Origin of the sequence: Brevundimonas naejangsanensis DSM 23858 (genome assembly GCF_000421705.1) — a bacterium.
GTDB classification, from domain to species: domain Bacteria; phylum Pseudomonadota; class Alphaproteobacteria; order Caulobacterales; family Caulobacteraceae; genus Brevundimonas; species Brevundimonas naejangsanensis.
Genome location: NZ_ATXN01000003.1, coordinates 30,038 through 49,580, shown reverse-complemented (window position 1 = coordinate 49,580; position 19,543 = coordinate 30,038). Strand labels below are relative to the sequence as shown.

The following is a 19,543-nucleotide window of genomic DNA, read 5'->3' as shown; positions in this document are numbered from 1 at the left end:
GGGGAACGCCATGCACTCAAGATCAATCCTTCTCGCCGCCGCGAGTTTTTCAGCCGTTTCGACGGCTGCCTGGGCTGACGCCCTGCCCCAGTCCGGTCCAGCGACCACGCGCGTCGATGACGTAGTGGTCACGGCTGACGCCTTGGGGCGCTCGGGCAGCGAGGTCGTCTCGAGTGTGGCGGTTCTGCGCGGCGACGAGTTGATCCAGCGTCGGCAATCAACGCTGGGCGAGACGTTGACGGGATTGCCGGGCGTCAACTCGGACACCTTCGGCGGCGGGGCCAGCCGCCCGGTGATCCGTGGCCAGACCGCGCCGCGCGTGAAGGTGCTGACCGACGGCTCGGCCCTGATGGACGCTTCCGAAGTCTCGCCCGACCACGCCGTGTCCGGCGAGCCTCTGCTGCTGGAAGGCGTCGAAATCCTGCGCGGGCCGTCCGCCCTGCTCTACGGCGGAGGCGCCATCGGCGGGGCGGTCAATCTGATCGACAAGAAGATTCCGACGCGCATCCCTGAGAACGGCGGCGAAGGCGTGGCCGAATTCCGCCTCGGCACGGCGGATAATGAAGAAGCCGGCGTGGTCGGCCTGACCGCCGGCGCGGGATCGTTCGCCATCCGGGTCGAGGCCGCCGGACGCCGCACCGACGACTATGAGGTCCCCGACTTCGACGAAGCCACGCTGGACGGGTCGTTCAACCGGAGCTCGACCGCGACCCTGGGCCTGTCATGGATCGGATCGCGCGGCTATCTGGGGGCCGCCTATACGGAGCAGCGCAGCGAATACGGCCTGCCGGGACATACGCACGAGTATGAATCCTGCCATCCGCACGGCTCCAGCCTGCACTGCGGCGGTCACGACCACGGCGACGACGACCATGACCACGATCATGATCACGACCACGATCATGACCATGTCCCGATCGTCGATCTGATCAGCAAGCGGGTGGACGTGCGCGGCGAGATCGAGGATCCGTTCACCGGGATCGAACGCATCCGCTTCCGCGGCGGCTTCACCGACTATCGCCACGACGAGATCGACGACGGCGAGATCGCCACCACCTTCACCAATGAAGGCTATGACGCCCGCGTCGAGGTGCAGCACGCCGCCATCGGCGGGGTGCGCGGCGTGGTCGGCGCCCAGACCTCGCGTAGCGATTTCGCCGCCGTCGGCGCCGAATCCTTCATTCCCGAAAGCCGCACCGAGAACCACGCCCTGTTCCTGGTCGAGGAATACGTCGCCGGCGACTGGCGCTTCGAAGGCGCCCTGCGGCAGGAGTGGCAGGAGGCCCGCGCACAGGGACGCCCCGACGTCGACCACAAGCCCTTCTCTATCTCCGGCACCGCCAGTTGGACCTTCACGCCCGGCTATATGGTCAGCCTGACCCTGGCCCGCTCGCAGCGCGCGCCGACAGCCCAGGAACTCTATGCGCGCGGCGTCCACCTGGCCACCAACACCTATGAGATCGGCGACGCAGACCTGGATGTCGAGACGGCGGTTTCCGGCGAACTGGGCCTGAAGAAAACGGAAGGCGCCACCACCTTCGCCGCAAGCCTGTATCACTATGACTACGACGGCTACGTCTATGCCCGCACGCTGGATCAGTTCGAGGACTTCCGCCTGATCCGCTACAGTCAGGACGACGCCCGCTTCACCGGGATCGAGGGCCAGATCACCCACGACTTCAGGCCCGGTCTATCGGCCACGGTGTTCGGCGACTATGTCCGCGCAGAATTGAAAGGCGGAGGCGGCGACCTGCCGCGCATTCCGGCCGGCCGCCTGGGCGCGCGCGGCGACTTCTATCGCGGCGCCTGGTCCGGAAACCTGGAATACGTCCACGTCTTCGAGCAGGACCGCATCGCCGCCTTCGAGCGCAAGACGCCCGGCTACGACATGGTCAACGCCACCTTGGCCTATGACGTCCCGACGATCGCCGACATCAACGGCCAGATCTTCGTGCGCGGGACCAATCTTTTGGACGAGAAGGCGCTGAATCACGCCTCCTTCATCAGCCATCTGGCTCCGCTGCGCGGCCGCAATTTCGTGCTCGGCTTCCGCGCCCGCTTCTGACCCCTCCCTATTGTCCTGGCCGCGACGTCTAAGGCGTCGCGGCCGCCACGCCCTGAAAGAATCGCCATGAACGCTCGTGTCCAGACCTGGGGCGACGCCGCCGCCGTCGGCCTGTCCTGCCTGTGCATGATCCACTGCCTGGCCCTGCCTCTCGCTGCAGGAATGCTGCCGATGCTGGGTTTGTTCGTCGAGGTGCCCTGGGTGCATTGGGCCTTCGCCGCGACGGCGGCTCCCATCGCGGCCTGGAGCCTGACGCGACCGGACGCCAGCGGACGCCGCGCCTGGCCGCTGATCAGTCTGGGAGCCCTCGGCGTCGCCATGCTGTTCCTAGCGGCCGCCGAGTGGCCATCCCACGAAATGGAGACGCCGATCACTGTCGTCGGCGGCCTGATGCTCAGCGCAGCTCATGTGATGAACTGGCGACGCAGACCGCATGTCCGCTAAGCCTGCCGGCGCCCGCCTTCAGGCGACGGGCGCGTCGAGCATTCACGGCGCTAGGCCGACAGTTCTTTCCGGATGATCTCGGCCCCGGCGCTCAGGGCTTCCAGTTTGCCTTGGGCCACACGGCGAGACAGGGGCGCCATGCCGCAATTGGTGGCGGGATAGAGTTTATCGGCGTCCACGAACTGAAGCGCCTTACGCAAGGTGTCAGCGACCTCCTCCGGCGTCTCGATCGTGTCGGTCGCCACGTCGATGGCCCCGACCATCACCTTCTTCCCCCGGATCAGTTCGATCAGATCCATCGGCACGCGCGCGTTCTGAGCCTCAAGCGAAATGATGTCGATGCTGGACGTCCGCAGCTTGGGGAAGGCCTTCTCATATTGCCGCCATTCGGAACCAAGCGTCTTCTTCCACTCGGTATTTGCCTTGATGCCATAGCCGTAGCAGATGTGGACGGCGGTCTCGCAACGAAGCCCCTCGGCCGCCTTCTCCAGCGTCGCCACGCCCCAGTCGTTGACCTCGTCGAAGAAGACGTTGAAGGCGGGCTCGTCGAACTGGATGATGTCGACGCCTGCGGCCTCCAGCTCCTTCGCCTCCTCGTTGAGGATTTTTGCGAATTCCCAGGCCAGTTTTTCGCGGCTGCCGTAGTGATCGTCATAGAGGGTGTCGATCATCGTCATCGGCCCCGGCAGGGCCCATTTGATCGGCTGGTCGGTCAACCCGCGAAGGTATCTGGCGTCCTCGACGAAGACCGACTTCGGTCGGCTGACGGCGCCCGCAACCACCGGCACGCTGGCGTCATAGCGATTGCGGATACGCATGGTCTTGCGGTTCGAGAAGTCTACGCCGTCCAGGTGTTCGATGAAGGTCGTGACGAAATGCTGGCGGGTCTGTTCGCCATCGCTGACGATGTCGATGCCGGCGCGGCGCTGATCATCCAGCGACAGCCGCAGCGCGTCCCGCTTGGCTTCGATCAGGTCCTCCCCTTCCAGTTTCCAGGGCGACCAGAGGGTTTCAGGTTCGGCCAGCCAGACAGGTTTGGGCAGACTGCCGGCGGTCGAGGTGGGCAACAGGGTTTTCATGATGGATGACTTTGGAATGCTGGGCTGGATCAAACGGCGAAGCTGGCGGACCATTGGTCGAGGACGTCGCGGTACGGCTTGATGAAGCGTTCTTCGACGAACCTGCCCTGTTCGATGGCCAATCGGCTGCGCTCGTCACGGTCGTAGACGATGCGGGTCAGGGAATAGTCCTGATATTTCAGGCTGGGCTGATAGTGTTCGGTCGCTGGCGAGTTGGCGTTGTAGATCTCGGGGCGATAGATCTTCTGGAAGGTCTCCATGGTGCTGATCGTGCTGACCAGCTCCAGGTCAGTGTAGTCCGCCGTCAGGTCGCCCACGTGATAGAAGGCGAAGGGCGCCGCGCTGCCCTTGGGCATGAAGTAGCGGACCTTCATCCCCATCTTCGCGAAATACTGGTCGGTCGGCGAGAACTCGTCATTCTCATATTCGAAGCCGAGCACGGGATGCTCATTCCCGTTCCGATGATAGGTCTTGTTGCTCGACACGCTCAGGCAGATGACCGGCGGCTTTCGGAAATTTTCCCTATAGGCGCTTGACGTCAGGAAGTGCCTGAACAGCTTTCCATGCAGATCGCCGAACCCTTCCGGAGCCCCGGCGCCAGGGTGGCTCTTCATATGCTCCGGCAGAACCACGCTGAAGTCGTAGTCGCGGACGTAGGAGGAGAAGTTGTTCCCCACGATCCCGTCGATCCGCTCGCCGGTCTGCTGATCGACAATCGTCGTCTGAAGAATTTCGATCAGCGGGAAACTGTCCGCCCCCTCACCCGGGGCGACGCTCATCTCGACGGAGACGATCTGGAGTTCAACCGCGTAGCGATCGCCCTTCGGATTGTCCGTGTGCGCCAGCGAGTTGAACCGGTTGTCGATCATCCTCAGCGTGTTGCGCAGATTCTCCTGACGGCTCTCCCCTCGCGCCAGATTCGCGAAGTTGGTGGTGATGCGCGTGTTTTCGGCAGGAACATAGTCCTCGTCGAGCGGGGTCCGCTTGATGCTGAAAGTGAATTCGCTGCTGAGCATGGTCTCTGCCGTTATGCTGTGACGGGACAGCGGACAGGGACGCGCGACCGCCCGCGCGGAATCGTCCCGTCGCGGCGCTCATGCGGCCTGACCGACACCCCGTCGGAGGACGTTATCTGTCGCGGCAGGTCTCCTGGCTCACGGGTCATCGCCTCCGGTCCGGCCTTCCCGAAGGCGAACCTCCAGTGACGCGAAATGGACCTTCGACTCGCCGCTCACAGTTGCGGGGGCAGCGCCGGCATCGACCGCAGTCTCACCGGCTTCCCTCTTAGCTCCGCACAGTCCGAAGACCGCGCGCAGAACCACGACGACGCGAAAATGCCACGGCCGTCGCCAAAGTCAATAACGATATAAGGATATCTTTATATCGTTATTGATGCCTGTTTCAGGTCGCCGCCGCCGTCGGATAGGGCGTAGAGACACTGCGATCCATGTCGATCTGCAGAGCGCGACCGATGAAGGGGAAGGCGCGCTGCGGGCATGTCGGGCGCTCGCAGATCTTGCACCCGGCGCCGATGGGGGTGGCGGCGGCCTGATCGGACAGGTTCAACCCCTGCGAATAGACCAGCCGCTCTGCGTGACGGATGTCGCAGCCCAGTCCAATCGCGAACGTCTTGCCCGGCGCGCCGTACACTGGCCCCGGACTGCCTACGGTGCGGGCGATCCACAGGTAGGTGCGGCCGTCCGGCATCTGAGCCATCTGGGTCAGCACCCGCCCCGGCTGGACGAAGGCCTCATAGACGTTCCACAGCGGGCACGAGCCGCCGACGCGCGAGAAGTGAAAGTCCGTGGCTGACTGGCGCTTGGAGATATTCCCGGCGCGGTCCACGCGGATGAAGAAGAAGGGCACGCCAAGGGCGCCGGGTCTCTGCAGGGTCGACAGGCGGTGGCAGACCGTCTCGAACCCGACGCCGAAATGCCGCCCCAGCCGGTCGATGTCATAGCCGTAAACCTCGGCCTGCCGCAGGAAGTCGCCATAGGGCAGAAGCAGCGCCCCGGCGAAGTACTGGGCCAGGCCGATGCGCAACAGGTCGCGGGTTTCGCGCTCTTCCAGCACAGCGGCGTCGATCAGGCTTTCGATCAGGTCGCCCGCTTCCAGGAAGGCCAGTTGCAGCGCCATCTGAAAGGCTTGCTGACCCTGCTTGATAAAGGCCGAGACATACAGCGTCCGGCTCGGCCCGTCGTAGCGGCGCTGAGCCTCGTCCGTCTCGTCAAAGACGACGCGAACGCCGTGCTTCTCAGCCAGCCATGCGATCAGTCCGGGCCGCACCTGGCGCGGCGACAGCCCCGCCGCCGCATAAAGACGCTCGGCCGCCTCATCCAATTCAGCGACATGATTGCGGCGCGAATAGAAGAAGTCGCGCACCTGCTCGAACGGCATCCGCGCGGGGGCCTCTCCCGCCACGTCTTCACCCAGCCTCAAAGCCATGGCCTCGGCGCGTTCAGCGCTCTGACGCGTCTTGCGGTGCAGGGCGACGAGGGCGCGCCCCACGGCGGGCATGTTGAGCGCCAGTTCTCTTAGCTCGACGGTCGAGATCGGCTCATCGCCGCCGTCCGCCAGCGCGTCGCGCACATCCGAGATCAGCCGCCCCTCTTCGTCCTCCGAAAAAAACTGCACGTCGACGCCGAAGACGGCGTTCAGCTTCAGTAGCAGGGGCACCGTCAGGGGGCGCTGGTTCTGCTCGATCTGGCTCAGATAGGAGTTGGAGATATCCAACGCCCGCGCGACCGCCGTCTGGGTCAGGCCGCGCTCCTCGCGCAGCCGACGCAGCCGTACCCCCATGAAGGTCTTGCTCATGTATTTTGCAACTTTTACAGATCGAGCTGGCGATATTGACAATATTTGCGCGATAAATCGCGAACAATCAGCACTTTATGTGAATATTGCAAATATCCTGGCCGCGCAAGAACGGCTCAGTTCCCCGCGTCGAACGACCCGGCCGGGACCAGAATGCGCCCCTCCATCAGGCGACGTGCGCTGCGGCTCATGATCGCCCTTTCCACAGTCCAGACGCCCTCGGTCTGACGCGCCTCGGCCCCGACCGTCAGTGCGCCCGACGGATGGCCGAAGCGAACCGAGCGACGCTCGCCGCCCCCGGCCGCCAGATTGACCAGAGTGCCCGGCACGGCCGCCGCCGCGCCGATGGCCACCGCCGCCGTCCCCATCATGGCGTGATGAAGCCTGCCCATCGACAGGGCGCGGACCAGCAGGTCGATCTGGTCCGCTGCAATCACCTTGCCGCTGGACGTCACATGATCCGCCGGCGGAGCGACAAAGGCGATCTTGGGCGTGTGCTGGCGCCGCGCCGCCTCACCGACGGAACCGATCAGCCCCATGCGCACGGCGCCGATGGCGCGCAGGGCCTCAAGCCGCTTCAACGCCGCCGGATCGTCGTTGACCGCCCCCTGCAACTCCGCCCCCGAATAGCCGAGGTCCGCCGCATTGATGAAGATCGTCGGAATGCCGGCGTTGATCAGGGTGACCTTCAGCTTGCCGCCGGCGACCAGCGCCTCCGGCACGTCCAGTTCGTCGATCAGATTGCCGGTCGGGAACATGGCGCCGCCATCCTCGCCCTCATCAGCGGGGTCTAGGAACTCCAGCACGATCTCGGCCGCGGGGAAGGTCACGCCGTCCAGTTCAAAGTCGCCCGTCTCCTGCACCCGGCCGTCCGCGACCGGCACATGGGCGATGATGGTCTTGCCGATATTGGCCTGCCAGATGCGCACGGCGCGCACCCCGTCCGGCCCGACCGGGACATAGCCCGCGTGGATGGCGAAGGCCCCCGCCGCCGTCGACAGGTTGCCGCAGTTGCCCGACCAGTCGACGAAGTCCGTGTCGATCGACACCTGCCCATACAGATAGTCGACGTCGTGATCGGGCCGCGCGCTGGGCGAGATGATCACGCATTTGCTGGTGCTGGACGTGGCCCCGCCCATGCCGTCGGTGTGCTTGCCATAGGGATCGGGGCTGCCGATCACGCGCTGGAACAGGCGGTCGCGCGCCCGCCCCGGAACGCGGCACGCCTCGGGCAGGTCTTCCAGCCGGAAGAAGACGCCCTTTGAGGTGCCGCCGCGCATATAGGTGGCGGGGATGGCGATCTGGGCCAGGCGCGACATTCAGGCGGCCTCCGACTTTGCGGCGAGGAAGTCCTGCGCGAACCGCTGCAGCACGCCCCCCGCCTCATAGATCAGCACCTCTTCGGCCGTGTCCAGACGACAGGTGACGGGCAGTTCGACCGTCTCGCCAGTCGCGCGATGGATCCTCAGCATCAGGTCGGCGCCGGGGCGGCGCTCGCCCGTGACATCGAAGGCCTCCGTCCCGTCCAGCCCCAGCGTCAGGCGCGTCACGCCCGATTTGAACTCCAGCGGCAGCACGCCCATGCCGATCAGATTGGTGCGGTGGATGCGCTCGAAGCCCTCAGCGACGATGGCCTCAACCCCGGCCAGACGTACGCCCTTGGCCGCCCAGTCGCGCGACGAGCCCTGCCCATAATCGGCGCCCGCGATGATGATCAGCGGCTGGCGGCGGTCCAGATAGGTCTCGATCGCCTCCCACATGCGCATGACCTTTCCGTCCGGTTCGACGCGGGTCAGGGAGCCCTTCTTCACCACCCCGTCCACAACGACCATCTCATTGACCAGCTGGGGGTTGGCGAAGGTGGCGCGCATGGCGGTCAGGTGGTCGCCTCGGTGGGTGGCGTAGGAGTTGTAGTCCTCCTCCGGCACGCCCATCCGCGTCAGGTATTCCCCCGCCGCCGAGGCAGGCAGGATGGCGTTGGACGGCGACAGGTGGTCGGTGGTGATGTTGTCCGGCAGGATCGCCAGCGGCCGCATCCCCGTCAGCGTGCGCGGATTGGCGGCCAGAGCGCCGACCCCTTCGACATCCCAATAGGGCGGGCGGCGGATATAAGTCGACTGGGGGCGCCAGTCATACAGGGGGCTGACGCTGACCCCGCCGCCGCGGCGCGCCCCGAACATCGGCTCATAGACCGCGCGGAACTGCTCCGGCTTGACCGAGGCGGCGACCACGGCGTCGATCTCCTCGTCCGAGGGCCACAGGTCCTTCAGGCGGATTTCGCGGCCGCCGACCACGCCCAGCACGTCCTGCTCGATATCGAAGCGCACCGTCCCGGCCAGCGCATAGGCCACCACCAGCGGCGGCGAGGCGAGGAAGGCCTGTTTGGCGTAGGGGTGGATGCGGCCATCGAAATTGCGGTTCCCCGACAGGACGGCGGTGGAATAGAGGTCGCGGTCGATGATCTCCTGCTGGATGGCCGGATCGAGGGCGCCGGACATGCCGTTGCAGGTGGTGCAGGCGAAGGCGACGATGCCGAATCCCAGCGTCTCCAGCTCCGACAACAGGCCAGCCTCTTCCAGATACAGCCGCGCCACCTTCGACCCCGGCGCGAAGGATGACTTGACCCACGGCTTGCGCGTCAGGCCCAGGGCGTTGGCCTTCTGGGCCAGCAGGCCCGCCGCCACGACGTTGCGCGGGTTGGAGGTGTTGGTGCAGCTGGTGATGGCGGCGATGATGACAGCGCCGTCGGGCAGCAGGCCATCGCGCTCTTCGGCCTGCGCCTCGGCCAGGCCCACGGCGACGCCGCGCTCTTTCAGGGCGGATGTGGGCAAGCGCCGGTGTGGGTTGGACGGCCCGGCCAGATTGCGCTCGACGCTGGACAGGTCGAACGTCAGCACCCGCTCATATTCGGCGGTTTTCAGCGCCTCGCCCCACAGGCCGGTGGTGCGGGCGTAGGTCTCGACCAGCGCCACCTGATCCGGCTCGCGGCCGGTCAGCTTCAGATAGTCGATGGTCTGCTGGTCGATGTAGAACATCGCCGCCGTGGCCCCGTATTCCGGGCACATGTTGGAGATGGTCGCCCGGTCGCCGATCGACAGGCTGTCGGCCCCCTCGCCGAAGAACTCCAGCCATGCGCCGACCACCTTCTGCCCGCGCAGGAACTCGGTCAGGGCCAGAACGATGTCGGTCGCCGTGATGCCCGGCGCGCGGCGCCCGGTCAGCTTGACGCCGACGATGTCGGGCAGCCGCATCATCGAGGCCCGGCCCAGCATGACCGTCTCAGCCTCCAGCCCGCCGACGCCGACGGCGATGACGCCCAGGGCGTCGACGTGCGGCGTGTGGCTGTCGGTGCCCACGCAGGTGTCGGGGAAGGCCACGCCCTCGCGCACCTGAACCACCGGCGACATCTTCTCCAGATTGATCTGGTGCATGATGCCGTTGCCCGCCGGGATGACGTCGACGTTCTCGAAGGCGCGCTTGCTCCATTCGATGAAGTGGAAGCGGTCCTCGTTGCGGCGATCCTCGACCGCGCGGTTCTTTTCAAAGGCGTCAGGGTCGAAGCCGCCATGTTCGACCGCCAGCGAGTGGTCGACGATCAACTGGGTCGGCACCACCGGATTGACCTTGGCCGGATCGCCGCCCTGCGCTGCGATAGCGTCGCGCAGACCCGCCAGATCGACCAGCGCCGTCTGGCCCAGAATGTCGTGACAGACGACGCGCGCCGGATACCAGGGGAAGTCCAGATCCCGACGCCCTTCGACGATCTGGGTCAGGGCGTCAGTCAGTTGCTCGGGATCGCAGCGGCGCACCAGTTGCTCGGCCAGCACCCGCGACACATAGGGCAGTCGGTCATAGGCGCCCGGCTGGATGGCGTGGACGGCGGCGCGCGTGTCGAAATAGTCGAAGGGCGTGCCCAGCAGCCGCCTGCGGTAATCGGTATTCATCAGCGCGGATGTCCCTGCTTGCATGAGGCCGCGCCGGGCGGCGTTCAGCGCCGGATCAAACCGGCAGCCGCATCCCATGCGCAGACGTGCGCCCCTTATCCGACCCTGCCGCCTTCAGGTGAACGGCTGAAAAGGCGGAGACTTGTGAATGCCGCCATGTAAATCTGCAAATGCTGCAAAACTACCGGTCAGCAGATCAAGGCTGCCTGTCACTTGTTGCTCGCAGCACCGGACCGCATTTTGCAGCTTTTACAGCTTTGCATCTTCCGCTTGGCTGTTTTCCGCTTTTTCAGTCCTTAATCAGCGAGCGAAAGCGTGAATATTTCAGGGCGACGCGGATCCACCGCCGCCCTGAGGCCCCATGTCGCCGCCGACTCTGCTGCCCAATGAAGAGACCCGCTTTGCGGAGATGGTCTTCCCGGACCAGGCCAACCACTACGGCGCCCTGTTCGCAGGCGCAGGGCTGGCCCTGCTGTCCAAGGCCGCCTTCGTCGCCGCCAGCCGCAGGGCGCGCGGCGACGTCGTCATGGCCCGCTCCGAGGCGACCGACTTCCACACCCCAGTCCGCGTCGGCGAACTGCTGGACCTGTCGGCGCGCGTCGTCCGGGTCGGCCGCTCGTCCCTAACCGTGCTGGTCGAGGGGGTCGCCGAGACGCTGTCCACCGGCGTCCGGCGCCCGGCCCTCAGCGGCCGCTTTGAAATGGTCGCCGTCGACGCCGACGGCCGTCCTGTCCCCATCGCATCCCGTTCCGATCTTCACTGCTGAAGAGGCATCCCATGACCGAACCCGTTCTCGCACAAGGCGTGAAGCCGAAGAAGTCCGTCGCCCTGTCCGGCGTGCTGGCGGGCAACACCAGCCTGTGCACCGTCGGTCGCTCGGGCAACGACCTGCACTATCGCGGCTATGACATCATGGACTTCGCCGAGACCAGCGAGTTCGAGGAAATCGCCCACCTGCTGATCCACGGATCTCTGCCGAACGCGGCTCAGCTGAAAGCCTATAAGGCCAAGCTGAAGGCCCTGCGCGGCCTGCCTGCGGCGGTGAAGTCGGCGCTGGAGACGGTGCCCGCCGCCGCCCACCCGATGGACGTCATGCGCACCGGCGTCTCGGCGCTGGGCTGCGCCCTGCCCGAGGCCCACGACCACAACCACCCGGCCGCGCGCGACATCGCCGACCGACTGCTGGCTTCGCTGGGGTCGATGCTGCTCTATTGGCATCACTTCAGCCAGAACGGCCGCCGCATCGAGGTCGAGACGGATGACGATTCCATCGGCGGCCACTTCCTGCACCTGCTGCACGGGACGCCGCCGTCCGAGGGCTGGGTGCGAGCGATGCACACCTCGCTGATCCTCTACGCCGAGCATGAGTTCAACGCCTCGACCTTCACCGCCCGCGTCATCGCCGGGACCGGTTCGGACATGTTCTCCTGCATCGCCGGGGCCATCGGCGCCCTGCGCGGGCCCAAGCACGGCGGCGCCAATGAGGTCGCCTTCGAAATCCAGAAACGCTACGCCGACGCCGACGCGGCTGAGGCCGACATCCGTCGCCGCATGGAGGCCAAGGAGGTCATCATCGGCTTCGGCCACCCGGTCTATACGATCTCGGACCCGCGCAACGTGGTCATCAAGCGCGTGGCGAAACAGCTGTCGGAAGAAGCCGGTTCGATGAAGATGTACGACATCGCCGAACGCATCGAGACCGTCATGATGGACGCCAAGAAGATGTTCCCGAACCTCGATTGGTTCTCGGCCGTCTCCTATCACATGATGGGCGTGCCCACGGCCATGTTCACCCCCCTGTTCGTGATCTCGCGCACCACCGGCTGGTCCGCCCACGTGATCGAACAGCGCATCGACAACAAAATCATCCGCCCTTCGGCCAACTATGACGGCCCCGAGAACCTGAAGTTCGCGCCCCTGGCCGAACGCGCCTGAATCCCGAATTCTGAAGAGAGTCCCCATGCCCTATCTCGTCGCCGACGACCTGCCGACCGAATCCGCCGGGAAGCGCTTCCGCGCGGCGCTGGCTCGCCCCGGCATCTGGCAACTGCCGGGCGCCCACAACGGTCAGGCGGCGAAGCAGGCCAAGCTGGCGGGCTTTGACGGCCTGTATCTGTCGGGCGCGGCGATGACCGCCTCCATGGGCCTGCCCGATCTCGGTATCATCACTGTGGACGAGGTCGCCTTCTTCATCCGCCAGATCGCGTGCTCCAGCGGCCTGCCCCTGCTGGTGGACGGCGACACGGGCTATGGCGAGGTGCTGAACGTCATGCACATGGTCCGCACCTTCGAGGACGCGGGTGCGGGCGCGGTCCATCTGGAAGACCAGATCCTGCCCAAGAAGTGCGGGCATCTGAACGGCAAGAACCTGGTCCCGGCGCTGGACATGGCCGCCAAGGTCGCCGCCGCGAAAAAGGCCAGCCGCGATATCGTCATCATGGCGCGCACCGACGCCGCCGGGGTCGAGGGCTTTGACGCCGCCGTCGACCGGGCCAAGATGTATGTGGACGCCGGCGCCGACGCCATCTTCCCCGAAGCGCTGAACACCCGCGAGATGTTCGAGAAGTTCGCCAGGGCCCTGCCGAACGTGCCGCTGCTGGCCAACATGACCGAGTTCGGCAAGACGCCCTTCTACACCGCGAAGGAATTCGAGGAGATGGGCTATAAGATGGTGATCTGGCCGGTGTCTTCGCTGCGCGCCGCCAACAAGGCGCAGGCCGAACTCTACGCCTCGATCGCCGACAACGGCGGCACGCATAAGTACGTCGACCGGATGCAGACCCGTCAGGAACTCTACGACGTCATCGGCCTGCACGACTTCGAGGAACTGGACGCCAGCATCATCAAGACCGTCGTGCCCCAGGGCATGCCTCAGGTCGGTTGAAAGGGCTTGCGGGGCGGCATCGCATTGGCGCCTAAGCAGTCGCACCCCACAGGGCGAAGGCGCTGCTGGCGCGCTGGGGGGCTGGCCTAGAAAGCAGGACCCCCGCAGCGTGAGCTACGGGGACTTGGCTCCTGGAAGCAGACCTAGGAAAGCTTGGGGTCCGAGCCAGAGACGGCGTCGCCAAACACACGGCGCAACGAGCGACTCCCCCTTGGCTTTAGTCAGCCGTCGCTGATCAAAGCTCGCGACTAGCTGTTGGGAGCAGTCGCCGGTGCGGCTTGCTTCTCGGCGCGGCCCGAGAACGCAGCGGTTTAGGTGCAATAACAGCGTGATGAACCATTCAATGACGTTGAGTTGGGAGGCCGAGTGCGTTAAGCTATCCTCATCTTCCTCAAGAAGATCGTAAGCGTCTCACGTCAGGCAACGCATCCTCCGGTCTCGGCCGGAACATCCCGTTCATCGGGCGGATGCACAAGGCCGACGACCTCATTGATGAGACTGCTTTCAAATGAGCTACCCCACCTTCATCACTCTTCGCCGCCTCCCCGCGCGCTACGGCGCCGTGGCGACCCCGCTGGTCCTGTCGCTGCTGATGACTTTCGTCGTCTCCGCCATCGCCACCGCCCGCAGCCTGGGCTTCACTCCGGCCTTCGCCTCAACTTGGATGTCCGCTTGGGGCCTGTCCTGGCTGGTCGCCTTCCCCACCTTGCTGCTGATCCTGCCGGTGGTGCGCCGCATCGTCGGCCTGATCGTCAAGCCCGCGCAGGGCTGAGGCCAAGAAAAAAGGGCGGCCCGTCGAAGCCGCCCTTTCCTTCTGTCGTCCGGCACCCCGGCTCAGCTGTCCAGGAAACTCCGCAGCTTCCGCTAGCGGGGGGGGGGGGGGGGGGGGCTTCAGCTTGCACAGGGCCTTGGCTTCGATCCGAGGGATGCGTTCGCGCGTGACTGGGAACTGCTGCTCCACCTCTTCCAGGGCGTGGTCGGTGTTCATGCCGATGCCGAAGCGCATCCGCCGCACGCGTTCCTCAAGCGGAGTTGGCGGGCAGCGCGGTGTCAGGGTTGCGTCAGGACCAGACATCGCCGTACGGCCGAGAAGGCGACACTCGGGTGATCAGCCTAGCTTGGACCTGCCGCTCCGATGCGTCCGACTCCGACGCCACATGGGCCAAACCCGCCCCCGGCATCCGGCTGCGGCTCGTTCAGCTCGGGCGTCGTCCGCAGCCGGGCGGCCGCGAAATCGACGAAGGTTCTCAATTTGGCGCTCGCGCGTCGTCCTTCCGCATGGACGATCTGCACCGGCGACGGCGGCGGCTCGAACTGCGGAAGCACAACCTCCAGCCGCCCCGCGCGCAGATGTTCTGCGACCTGATAAGACAGCACCCGGACGATACCGCACCCGGCGATCGAGGCCGCGATCGCAGCTTCCGCCGCATTGGTGATCAAGCGGGCGTTCAGGCGGACCTGCTGGGTTCGTCCCTCCACCGTAAAGGTCCACCGACCCGGCGGCGGGCCCGAAGCAAACTCAATCGTGTCCATCTCTTCAAGATCGGGGAGCCGTTCCGGCGAACCGGCGCGCGCCAGATAGGTCGGAGCCGCGCACAACATGTGGCGCACGCTTCCGCAGCGCGTGACGGAGAGGCTCGAGTCCGGCAGGGATCCAATCCGGATCGCCACGTCCTGGCCTTCCTCCAGGAGATCGACAACCCGATCGATGAAGAGGGACTGCACGGAGATTCCCCGGTGGCGGTTTAGGAAATCGATCAGAAGAGGGGCGATGTACGTTCGTCCGAACATCGCTGGCGCGGTGATCGCAAGCCGGCCTTGGGGTTCGGCGTGAGCCCCCAATGCCGAAGCCTCCGCCTCATCCACCTCGGCCAGAATGCGCCGACAATCCGCGTGGAAGCGCGCGCCTGCTTCCGTAAGACGCACGCTGCGGGTTGTGCGAGTGAGCAGACGCGCGCCCAGCCTGTCCTCAAGCGCAGCTACGGCGCGGGTCACGACCGGCGGCGAAAGGCCAATCCGGCGCCCCGCGGCCGCGAAGCTTTGTTCCTCCGCCACGAGGACGAAGACACGCATAGCATCGAGCCGATCCACCTCATTACCTTCATAATATGCAATAGTTCATTGCAAAATATCCAACTTCTCGCGGAAAACCGCAACAGTCATAGGAGACTTCCCGAAACGACGGAGATTTAAGACCATGAAGCTCGCATTGATTGGGGCGACTGGATTCACTGGCCGCCCCATCCTCGACGAGGCGCTCGCGCGAGGACATGCCGTCACCGCAATCGCGCGTGACCTCACGCCGCTGCCCGCCCATGAAAAGCTTGTCCCGTTGCGCGGAGACGTGGCCGACACGGCCTTACTGGCCCGGCTCGTGGAAGGTCACGACGTGGCGATCAGCGCGTTCAATCCGGGCAAGGATCCAACGGGCGGCGGACCGGCCTCCATCATCGCCGCCGTGAGGAAAGCGGCCGTGCCGCGGCTGCTGGTGGTCGGCGGCGCCGGCAGCCTGCAGCTCCCCTCCGGCGATCGCGTCGTGGATCAGCCGGATTTCCCCTCGGAATGGAAGGCCGGCGCGCTCAGGACCGCGGAATTTCTCGAACAGCTACGGGCCACGCCGGATCTGGCCTGGACCTTCCTCAGCCCCGCCGCGACGCTTTTCCCAGGTGAGAGAACAAGCCGGTTCCGGCTCGGAGCCGACCGGCTTCTCACTGACGCCGCCGGCAGCAGCCGGATCAGCACCGCCGATCTAGCCGTGGCCATGATCAACGAGATGGAACGGCCGCAACACCATCGGCGGCGCTTCACCGTCGCCTATTGAACCTCGCCCAGGAGAACCCGGATGTCGCAAAGCTCCATCACATACCGAACCGTGCCGATCGACGGCGTCAATGTCTTCTATCGCGAACGCGGGCCGGTTGACGGGCCGGCCGTGCTGCTCCTTCACGGCTTCCCATCGGCCTCACATCAGTTTCAACGACTAATAGAGTCCTTCCCCGGCCACTTCCGCGTAGTGGCTCCAGACTATCCGGGCTTCGGTCGATCGGACGCGCCCGAAAGCCGCTCCGGCGGGGGGACCTTCACCTACAGCTTCGACCAGCTTTCCGACGTGATGGAGCGGTTCTGCCAAGCCGTCGGCCTGACCCGCTTCGTGATGTATGTCTTCGACTATGGCGCTCCGGTGGGATTCCGACTGGCCCAGAGACGGACGGAATGGATCTCTGGCCTCGTGATTCAGAACGCCAACGCTTACGAAGAGGGATTGGGCGAAATGGCGCGAGAGTTGATCGCGCTCCGACCAGACCGTCCGGGCGATGAGGACAAGATCCTGGGTGTGCTCGCGCCGGAGGCGGTCCGGGCCCAATATCTCACCGGCGTAAGCGACCCGACCCGGATGGCGCCGGAGGCCTGGGTCCTCGACTCGGCCTACCTCGGACTGCCGGGCCGCAAGCAAGGCCAGGTGGAGCTTGCCTTCGACTACGCCAGCAATATCGCCCTCTACCCCGCCTGGCAGGCGTGGCTGCGTCGACACAGGCCGCCGACGCTGATCGTCTGGGGGCGGAACGACCCGTTCTTCACGCAAGCGGGCGCCCTGGCCTACCAGCGCGACCTGCCCGAGGCGGAGGTGCATCTGTTCCCGACCGGGCACTTCGCGCTTGAAGAAAAGCTGCACCGCATCGCTCCACTGGTGATCGCATTCACCGAAGAGGTGACGGCGCGAGAGCGGGACAGGATCGTTCTTGCAGCCCTCTCCGGCGCGCAGGTGGGGGATAAGATGCAGCCGCATTCCGCCCCCATCGCCTCCGCCGCAGGGAGCTGAGACAGGCGCCCCGCGGAAGCTGTCCGCAATATTCTATTCCGACGGCCGCGCCGTCTGCCGGGACCGCCCATCAGGCTGCGTTGCGAGGTCCTGAAGGAAGGCGTGCGCCTCGCGCTAAACCTGTGCGGGCGGCATGCGGGCGAGCGCGGCGAGGTCGCCCGCATCTAGTCTCTTCGCCATCAGATAGCCCAAGTAGTAGCCCGCCCGCGGGGGAAGATCGGGCGGGTTCTCTCCGGCGGTGAACCAGCGGCCATAGCCTTCGTGGCCGTCGAGCTCGGCGAGCAGCAGCCGCGCCGCCTGCGGCAGCTTCTTCTCCATCTGCGCCTCCATGTCCCGGGGCAGCCAGAAGATCTCGGCCGAGGTGAGGTCGGGATTCAGTTCCCAACTGACGTAGCTCGCCAATCCCTCGCTCCAGAGCGCCCACCACAACGGTTGCGTCGCCTCAGGCGGCTCCGCCTCCCCGATCTGCTGGGCCTGGTAGATGTGGAAAAGTTCGTGCTGGAAAAACGGCTTTAGGTCATGGGGAGGGTGCAGCAGGGCGATCATGTCCACGCCGAAGCGCATTTCGGCCTGACCGGGCGCCGCGGAGGACTGGTTGCCGTCGAACAGGAACAGCGACGGTCCGAAGCTGATCGGCGTCTCGCAGCGGTAATCGGGAAAGGCTTGGCGGAACTCCGCCTCGATGCGGCGGTACTCGGTCCCGATCATCTCGCCGGTCTTGAGCACCCGATCGAGCGTGACCGACCCGACGCCCGGAAAGTTCGGCGTCCTCTCCGGATCGAACAGCCGCAGCGCTCTGGCCGCCAGCCTCTCGCGAGAGCCGAACAGACGCTCAGCGTAGTAGTCGGGGTGCCGGTCGACGATGCGGCTGACGAAAGCGTCCGCCCGCTCAGCTGGTTCCATGCCCGCCGTATCCGCGGCGAAGGCCGAGACCTCGGGCATGATGTCCTTGTAGGGGCAAACTTCGCTAGCCTGGGCGACGGCGGGCAGCAAGGCGGCGGCAATGAATGTCAGGAGTCGCATGATCCAGTTCTCAACAGTGACGGACGGGGAACTCCGCGGGGCTTCATAAGGGCGGACCGGCTCGCGGCCAGGAAGCGCGCTCTCGACTCGCGCGGCGGAGCGTCGACAGTATAGCAAGCTGCTTTCACCCGAACGGCGATGAGGCGGCAGGCTACGCTGGTCTTGGGGGCCTCGCTTGAGCGTCGACGCGGAGCTCAGCCGCAGGGCGGCGTAGCGACCCCAAGCACCGATTCCCCCAGCGGCCGGGCCTCGGTCCGGAACGTTTGTTGGCGGGTGGTAGCCACGGCCACCGATCGGCGCGTCTCGCGGTCGTAGTAGGCGGCCGTGCCCCAGAAGCCGCTGTGATGATAGATCTCGCGCCCCTCCGCCTCCTTGACCAGCATCCCGATGCGATATTGGTCCGCGCCTTCGTGCGCGCCGCGGGCGAGCATGACCTCGAGCGTTTCCGGCCGGTCGAACACGCGTCCCTCGAACAGGTCGGCCATGAACACGGCCAGATCGCGGGGGGACATCACCAGGCCGCCGCCGCCATAGAGATCGAAGGAGGCGTGGATGTCGGTGGCGTCGACCTCGCCGAGGAACTGTCGCGCCCGCGGTTCAGCGCCGCCGGGCGGCGGCTCGGCGATTTCCCACCAGGTCGCACCAAGGCCGCGCTCCCCCAGCCGGAGTTCGCGACGAACTGCGGCCGCCAGCGGCTCGCCCGTCAAGCGTTCGATCAAATCCCCCAGCAGAACGTAGCCCGTGTCCGAGTAGAGGAAGCGCTCCCCGGGCGCGCCTGCTGGATCCCCCCAGACGGTCGCCATGCGCACCTGATCCGCGCGCTCAAGCACCCGCTCCGGACGGGCCAGCGCCGCCTCGACGTAGCGGGAATCCGCGCCGTGGTCGTAAAGACCGGCGCTGTGCGACAGCAGTTGGCGCACGGTGATCTTGTCCACCGCATAGCCGTCGGCCCGCAGTAAAGCGACGAGGGCGGGATCCAGCATCGGGGCGACGGGCGCGTCGAGGTCGATCCGGCCCTGCTCCCACAGCCGCAGAACCGTCGCAGCCGTGAAAGTCTTGGTGTTGGAGGCGATCCGCATCGGCGTGTTCGGGGTCAGGGCCCGACCAGTGTGGGGGTCGGCGAGGCCGGCCGCGGCCCCAAAGGGCCGGGCCACGCCTGCGCCGGTCACATAGATGGCCGTGGGCGCGGCGAGATCCTCCAACGCCCGCTTGAGGGCAGCGGGCTGATCATCGGCGGGCAGGGCTCCGATGGCGGAGCACTGAAGCACTGCTGGCAGCAGAAGGGCGAGATACACGCGGCGTCTCTCCAAGAGGGGCGGTCGACGACGAAGGGATAAGACAAGAGACTAAGCGTCGTCTGGATTGACGATCGGAGAACCGAAAAGCATCAACGCCTTCTCCTCGAAGGAGCCTCTAATCAGACTACCAACCTGACAACTCAGTAGATCATGATGATCCATCTTTTACCAG

The 19,543-nt window shown here is 65.7% G+C and carries 16 protein-coding genes, 1 pseudogene and 1 riboswitch; of the genes and pseudogenes, 8 read left to right on the top strand and 9 right to left on the bottom strand.

The window, feature by feature from the left end; all coding sequences use genetic code 11:
- Positions 1-10: 10 nt before the first annotated feature.
- A complete protein-coding gene (locus H556_RS0107645) occupies positions 11-2,065 on the top strand; it encodes a TonB-dependent receptor domain-containing protein (protein ID WP_024353875.1) in 2,055 nt (684 codons plus the stop codon).
- A gap of 66 nt (positions 2,066-2,131) precedes the next feature.
- Positions 2,132-2,509: a MerC domain-containing protein gene (locus H556_RS0107640; RefSeq protein ID WP_024353874.1), complete on the top strand. Its 378-nt coding sequence runs from the start codon at positions 2,132-2,134 to the stop codon at positions 2,507-2,509.
- 50 nt (positions 2,510-2,559) lie between these two features.
- Here H556_RS0107640 and H556_RS0107635 read toward each other — a convergent pair whose 3' ends face one another.
- From H556_RS0107635 to acnD, 5 genes are all read right to left on the bottom strand, one after another.
- Positions 2,560-3,588: a methionine synthase gene (locus H556_RS0107635; RefSeq protein WP_024353873.1), complete on the bottom strand. Its 1,029-nt coding sequence runs from the start codon at positions 3,586-3,588 to the stop codon at positions 2,560-2,562.
- Between the two features lie 29 nt (positions 3,589-3,617).
- Positions 3,618-4,604, bottom strand: a complete 987-nt coding sequence (locus H556_RS0107630) for a DUF1852 domain-containing protein (RefSeq protein ID WP_024353872.1) — start codon at positions 4,602-4,604, stop codon at positions 3,618-3,620.
- A 106-nt stretch (positions 4,605-4,710) separates the two neighbouring features.
- Positions 4,711-4,926: riboswitch (cobalamin riboswitch) on the bottom strand.
- Between the two features lie 63 nt (positions 4,927-4,989).
- The gene (locus tag H556_RS0107625; protein ID WP_024353871.1) at positions 4,990-6,402 is read right to left on the bottom strand and encodes a short-chain fatty acyl-CoA regulator family protein; all 1,413 of its coding nucleotides are present in this window, start codon (positions 6,400-6,402) and stop codon (positions 4,990-4,992) included.
- A 116-nt stretch (positions 6,403-6,518) separates the two neighbouring features.
- Complete coding sequence (gene prpF, locus H556_RS0107620; protein ID WP_024353870.1) at positions 6,519-7,721, bottom strand: 2-methylaconitate cis-trans isomerase PrpF; 1,203 nt, start codon at positions 7,719-7,721, stop codon at positions 6,519-6,521.
- Entirely contained in the window at positions 7,722-10,346 is a 2,625-nt protein-coding gene (gene acnD, locus H556_RS0107615; RefSeq protein WP_024353869.1) for a Fe/S-dependent 2-methylisocitrate dehydratase AcnD, read from the bottom strand.
- Positions 10,347-10,707: 361 nt separating this feature from the next.
- Here acnD and H556_RS0107610 point away from each other — a divergent pair, with 361 nt between their 5' ends.
- From H556_RS0107610 to H556_RS0107595, 4 genes are all read left to right on the top strand, one after another.
- A complete protein-coding gene (locus H556_RS0107610; protein ID WP_024353868.1) occupies positions 10,708-11,112 on the top strand; it encodes an acyl-CoA thioesterase in 405 nt (134 codons plus the stop codon).
- A gap of 11 nt (positions 11,113-11,123) precedes the next feature.
- Positions 11,124-12,281 (top strand): bifunctional 2-methylcitrate synthase/citrate synthase, encoded by a 1,158-nt coding sequence (gene prpC, locus H556_RS0107605; RefSeq protein WP_024353867.1) that lies wholly within the window; start codon positions 11,124-11,126, stop codon positions 12,279-12,281.
- 25 nt (positions 12,282-12,306) lie between these two features.
- The gene (gene prpB, locus H556_RS0107600) at positions 12,307-13,230 is read left to right on the top strand and encodes a methylisocitrate lyase (RefSeq protein ID WP_024353866.1); all 924 of its coding nucleotides are present in this window, start codon (positions 12,307-12,309) and stop codon (positions 13,228-13,230) included.
- Positions 13,231-13,738: 508 nt separating this feature from the next.
- Positions 13,739-14,002: a DUF2798 domain-containing protein gene (locus H556_RS0107595; protein ID WP_024353865.1), complete on the top strand. Its 264-nt coding sequence runs from the start codon at positions 13,739-13,741 to the stop codon at positions 14,000-14,002.
- A gap of 62 nt (positions 14,003-14,064) precedes the next feature.
- Here the strand turns inward: H556_RS0107595 and H556_RS16530 are convergent.
- Both H556_RS16530 and H556_RS0107590 read right to left on the bottom strand, forming a co-directional pair.
- Positions 14,065-14,263 (bottom strand): annotated as a pseudogene (locus H556_RS16530) (hypothetical protein); the annotation flags it as partial.
- 80 nt (positions 14,264-14,343) lie between these two features.
- Positions 14,344-15,303: a LysR family transcriptional regulator gene (locus H556_RS0107590; RefSeq protein WP_211216116.1), complete on the bottom strand. Its 960-nt coding sequence runs from the start codon at positions 15,301-15,303 to the stop codon at positions 14,344-14,346.
- 124 nt (positions 15,304-15,427) lie between these two features.
- Here H556_RS0107590 and H556_RS0107585 point away from each other — a divergent pair, with 124 nt between their 5' ends.
- Together H556_RS0107585 and H556_RS0107580 are read left to right on the top strand one after the other, a co-directional pair.
- Positions 15,428-16,051, top strand: a complete 624-nt coding sequence (locus tag H556_RS0107585) for an NAD(P)-dependent oxidoreductase (RefSeq protein ID WP_024353863.1) — start codon at positions 15,428-15,430, stop codon at positions 16,049-16,051.
- Between the two features lie 21 nt (positions 16,052-16,072).
- Positions 16,073-17,050 (top strand): alpha/beta fold hydrolase, encoded by a 978-nt coding sequence (locus tag H556_RS0107580; protein WP_024353862.1) that lies wholly within the window; start codon positions 16,073-16,075, stop codon positions 17,048-17,050.
- Between the two features lie 114 nt (positions 17,051-17,164).
- Here the strand turns inward: H556_RS0107580 and H556_RS0107575 are convergent, their stop codons facing one another.
- The gene (locus H556_RS0107575; protein WP_024353861.1) at positions 17,165-18,073 is read right to left on the bottom strand and encodes a DUF2268 domain-containing putative Zn-dependent protease; all 909 of its coding nucleotides are present in this window, start codon (positions 18,071-18,073) and stop codon (positions 17,165-17,167) included.
- A 194-nt stretch (positions 18,074-18,267) separates the two neighbouring features.
- Positions 18,268-19,368 (bottom strand): serine hydrolase domain-containing protein, encoded by a 1,101-nt coding sequence (locus H556_RS0107570; protein ID WP_162140906.1) that lies wholly within the window; start codon positions 19,366-19,368, stop codon positions 18,268-18,270.
- Between the last annotated feature and the right edge of the window lie 175 nt (positions 19,369-19,543).

Coding starts and splice junctions, on each gene's coding strand:
- H556_RS0107635 (WP_024353873.1), bottom strand. CDS start 3,588: ATGAAAACCCTGTTGCCCACCTCGACCGCCGGCAGTCTGCCCAAACCT.
- H556_RS0107630 (WP_024353872.1), bottom strand. CDS start 4,604: ATGCTCAGCAGCGAATTCACTTTCAGCATCAAGCGGACCCCGCTCGAC.
- H556_RS0107610 (WP_024353868.1), top strand. CDS start 10,708: ATGTCGCCGCCGACTCTGCTGCCCAATGAAGAGACCCGCTTTGCGGAG.
- acnD (WP_024353869.1), bottom strand. CDS start 10,346: ATGAATACCGATTACCGCAGGCGGCTGCTGGGCACGCCCTTCGACTAT.
- H556_RS0107585 (WP_024353863.1), top strand. CDS start 15,428: ATGAAGCTCGCATTGATTGGGGCGACTGGATTCACTGGCCGCCCCATC.
- prpB (WP_024353866.1), top strand. CDS start 12,307: ATGCCCTATCTCGTCGCCGACGACCTGCCGACCGAATCCGCCGGGAAG.
- H556_RS0107575 (WP_024353861.1), bottom strand. CDS start 18,073: ATGCGACTCCTGACATTCATTGCCGCCGCCTTGCTGCCCGCCGTCGCC.
- prpF (WP_024353870.1), bottom strand. CDS start 7,721: ATGTCGCGCCTGGCCCAGATCGCCATCCCCGCCACCTATATGCGCGGC.
- H556_RS0107640 (WP_024353874.1), top strand. CDS start 2,132: ATGAACGCTCGTGTCCAGACCTGGGGCGACGCCGCCGCCGTCGGCCTG.
- H556_RS0107590 (WP_211216116.1), bottom strand. CDS start 15,303: ATGCGTGTCTTCGTCCTCGTGGCGGAGGAACAAAGCTTCGCGGCCGCG.
- H556_RS0107580 (WP_024353862.1), top strand. CDS start 16,073: ATGTCGCAAAGCTCCATCACATACCGAACCGTGCCGATCGACGGCGTC.
- prpC (WP_024353867.1), top strand. CDS start 11,124: ATGACCGAACCCGTTCTCGCACAAGGCGTGAAGCCGAAGAAGTCCGTC.
- H556_RS0107625 (WP_024353871.1), bottom strand. CDS start 6,402: ATGAGCAAGACCTTCATGGGGGTACGGCTGCGTCGGCTGCGCGAGGAG.
- H556_RS0107595 (WP_024353865.1), top strand. CDS start 13,739: ATGAGCTACCCCACCTTCATCACTCTTCGCCGCCTCCCCGCGCGCTAC.
- H556_RS0107645 (WP_024353875.1), top strand. CDS start 11: ATGCACTCAAGATCAATCCTTCTCGCCGCCGCGAGTTTTTCAGCCGTT.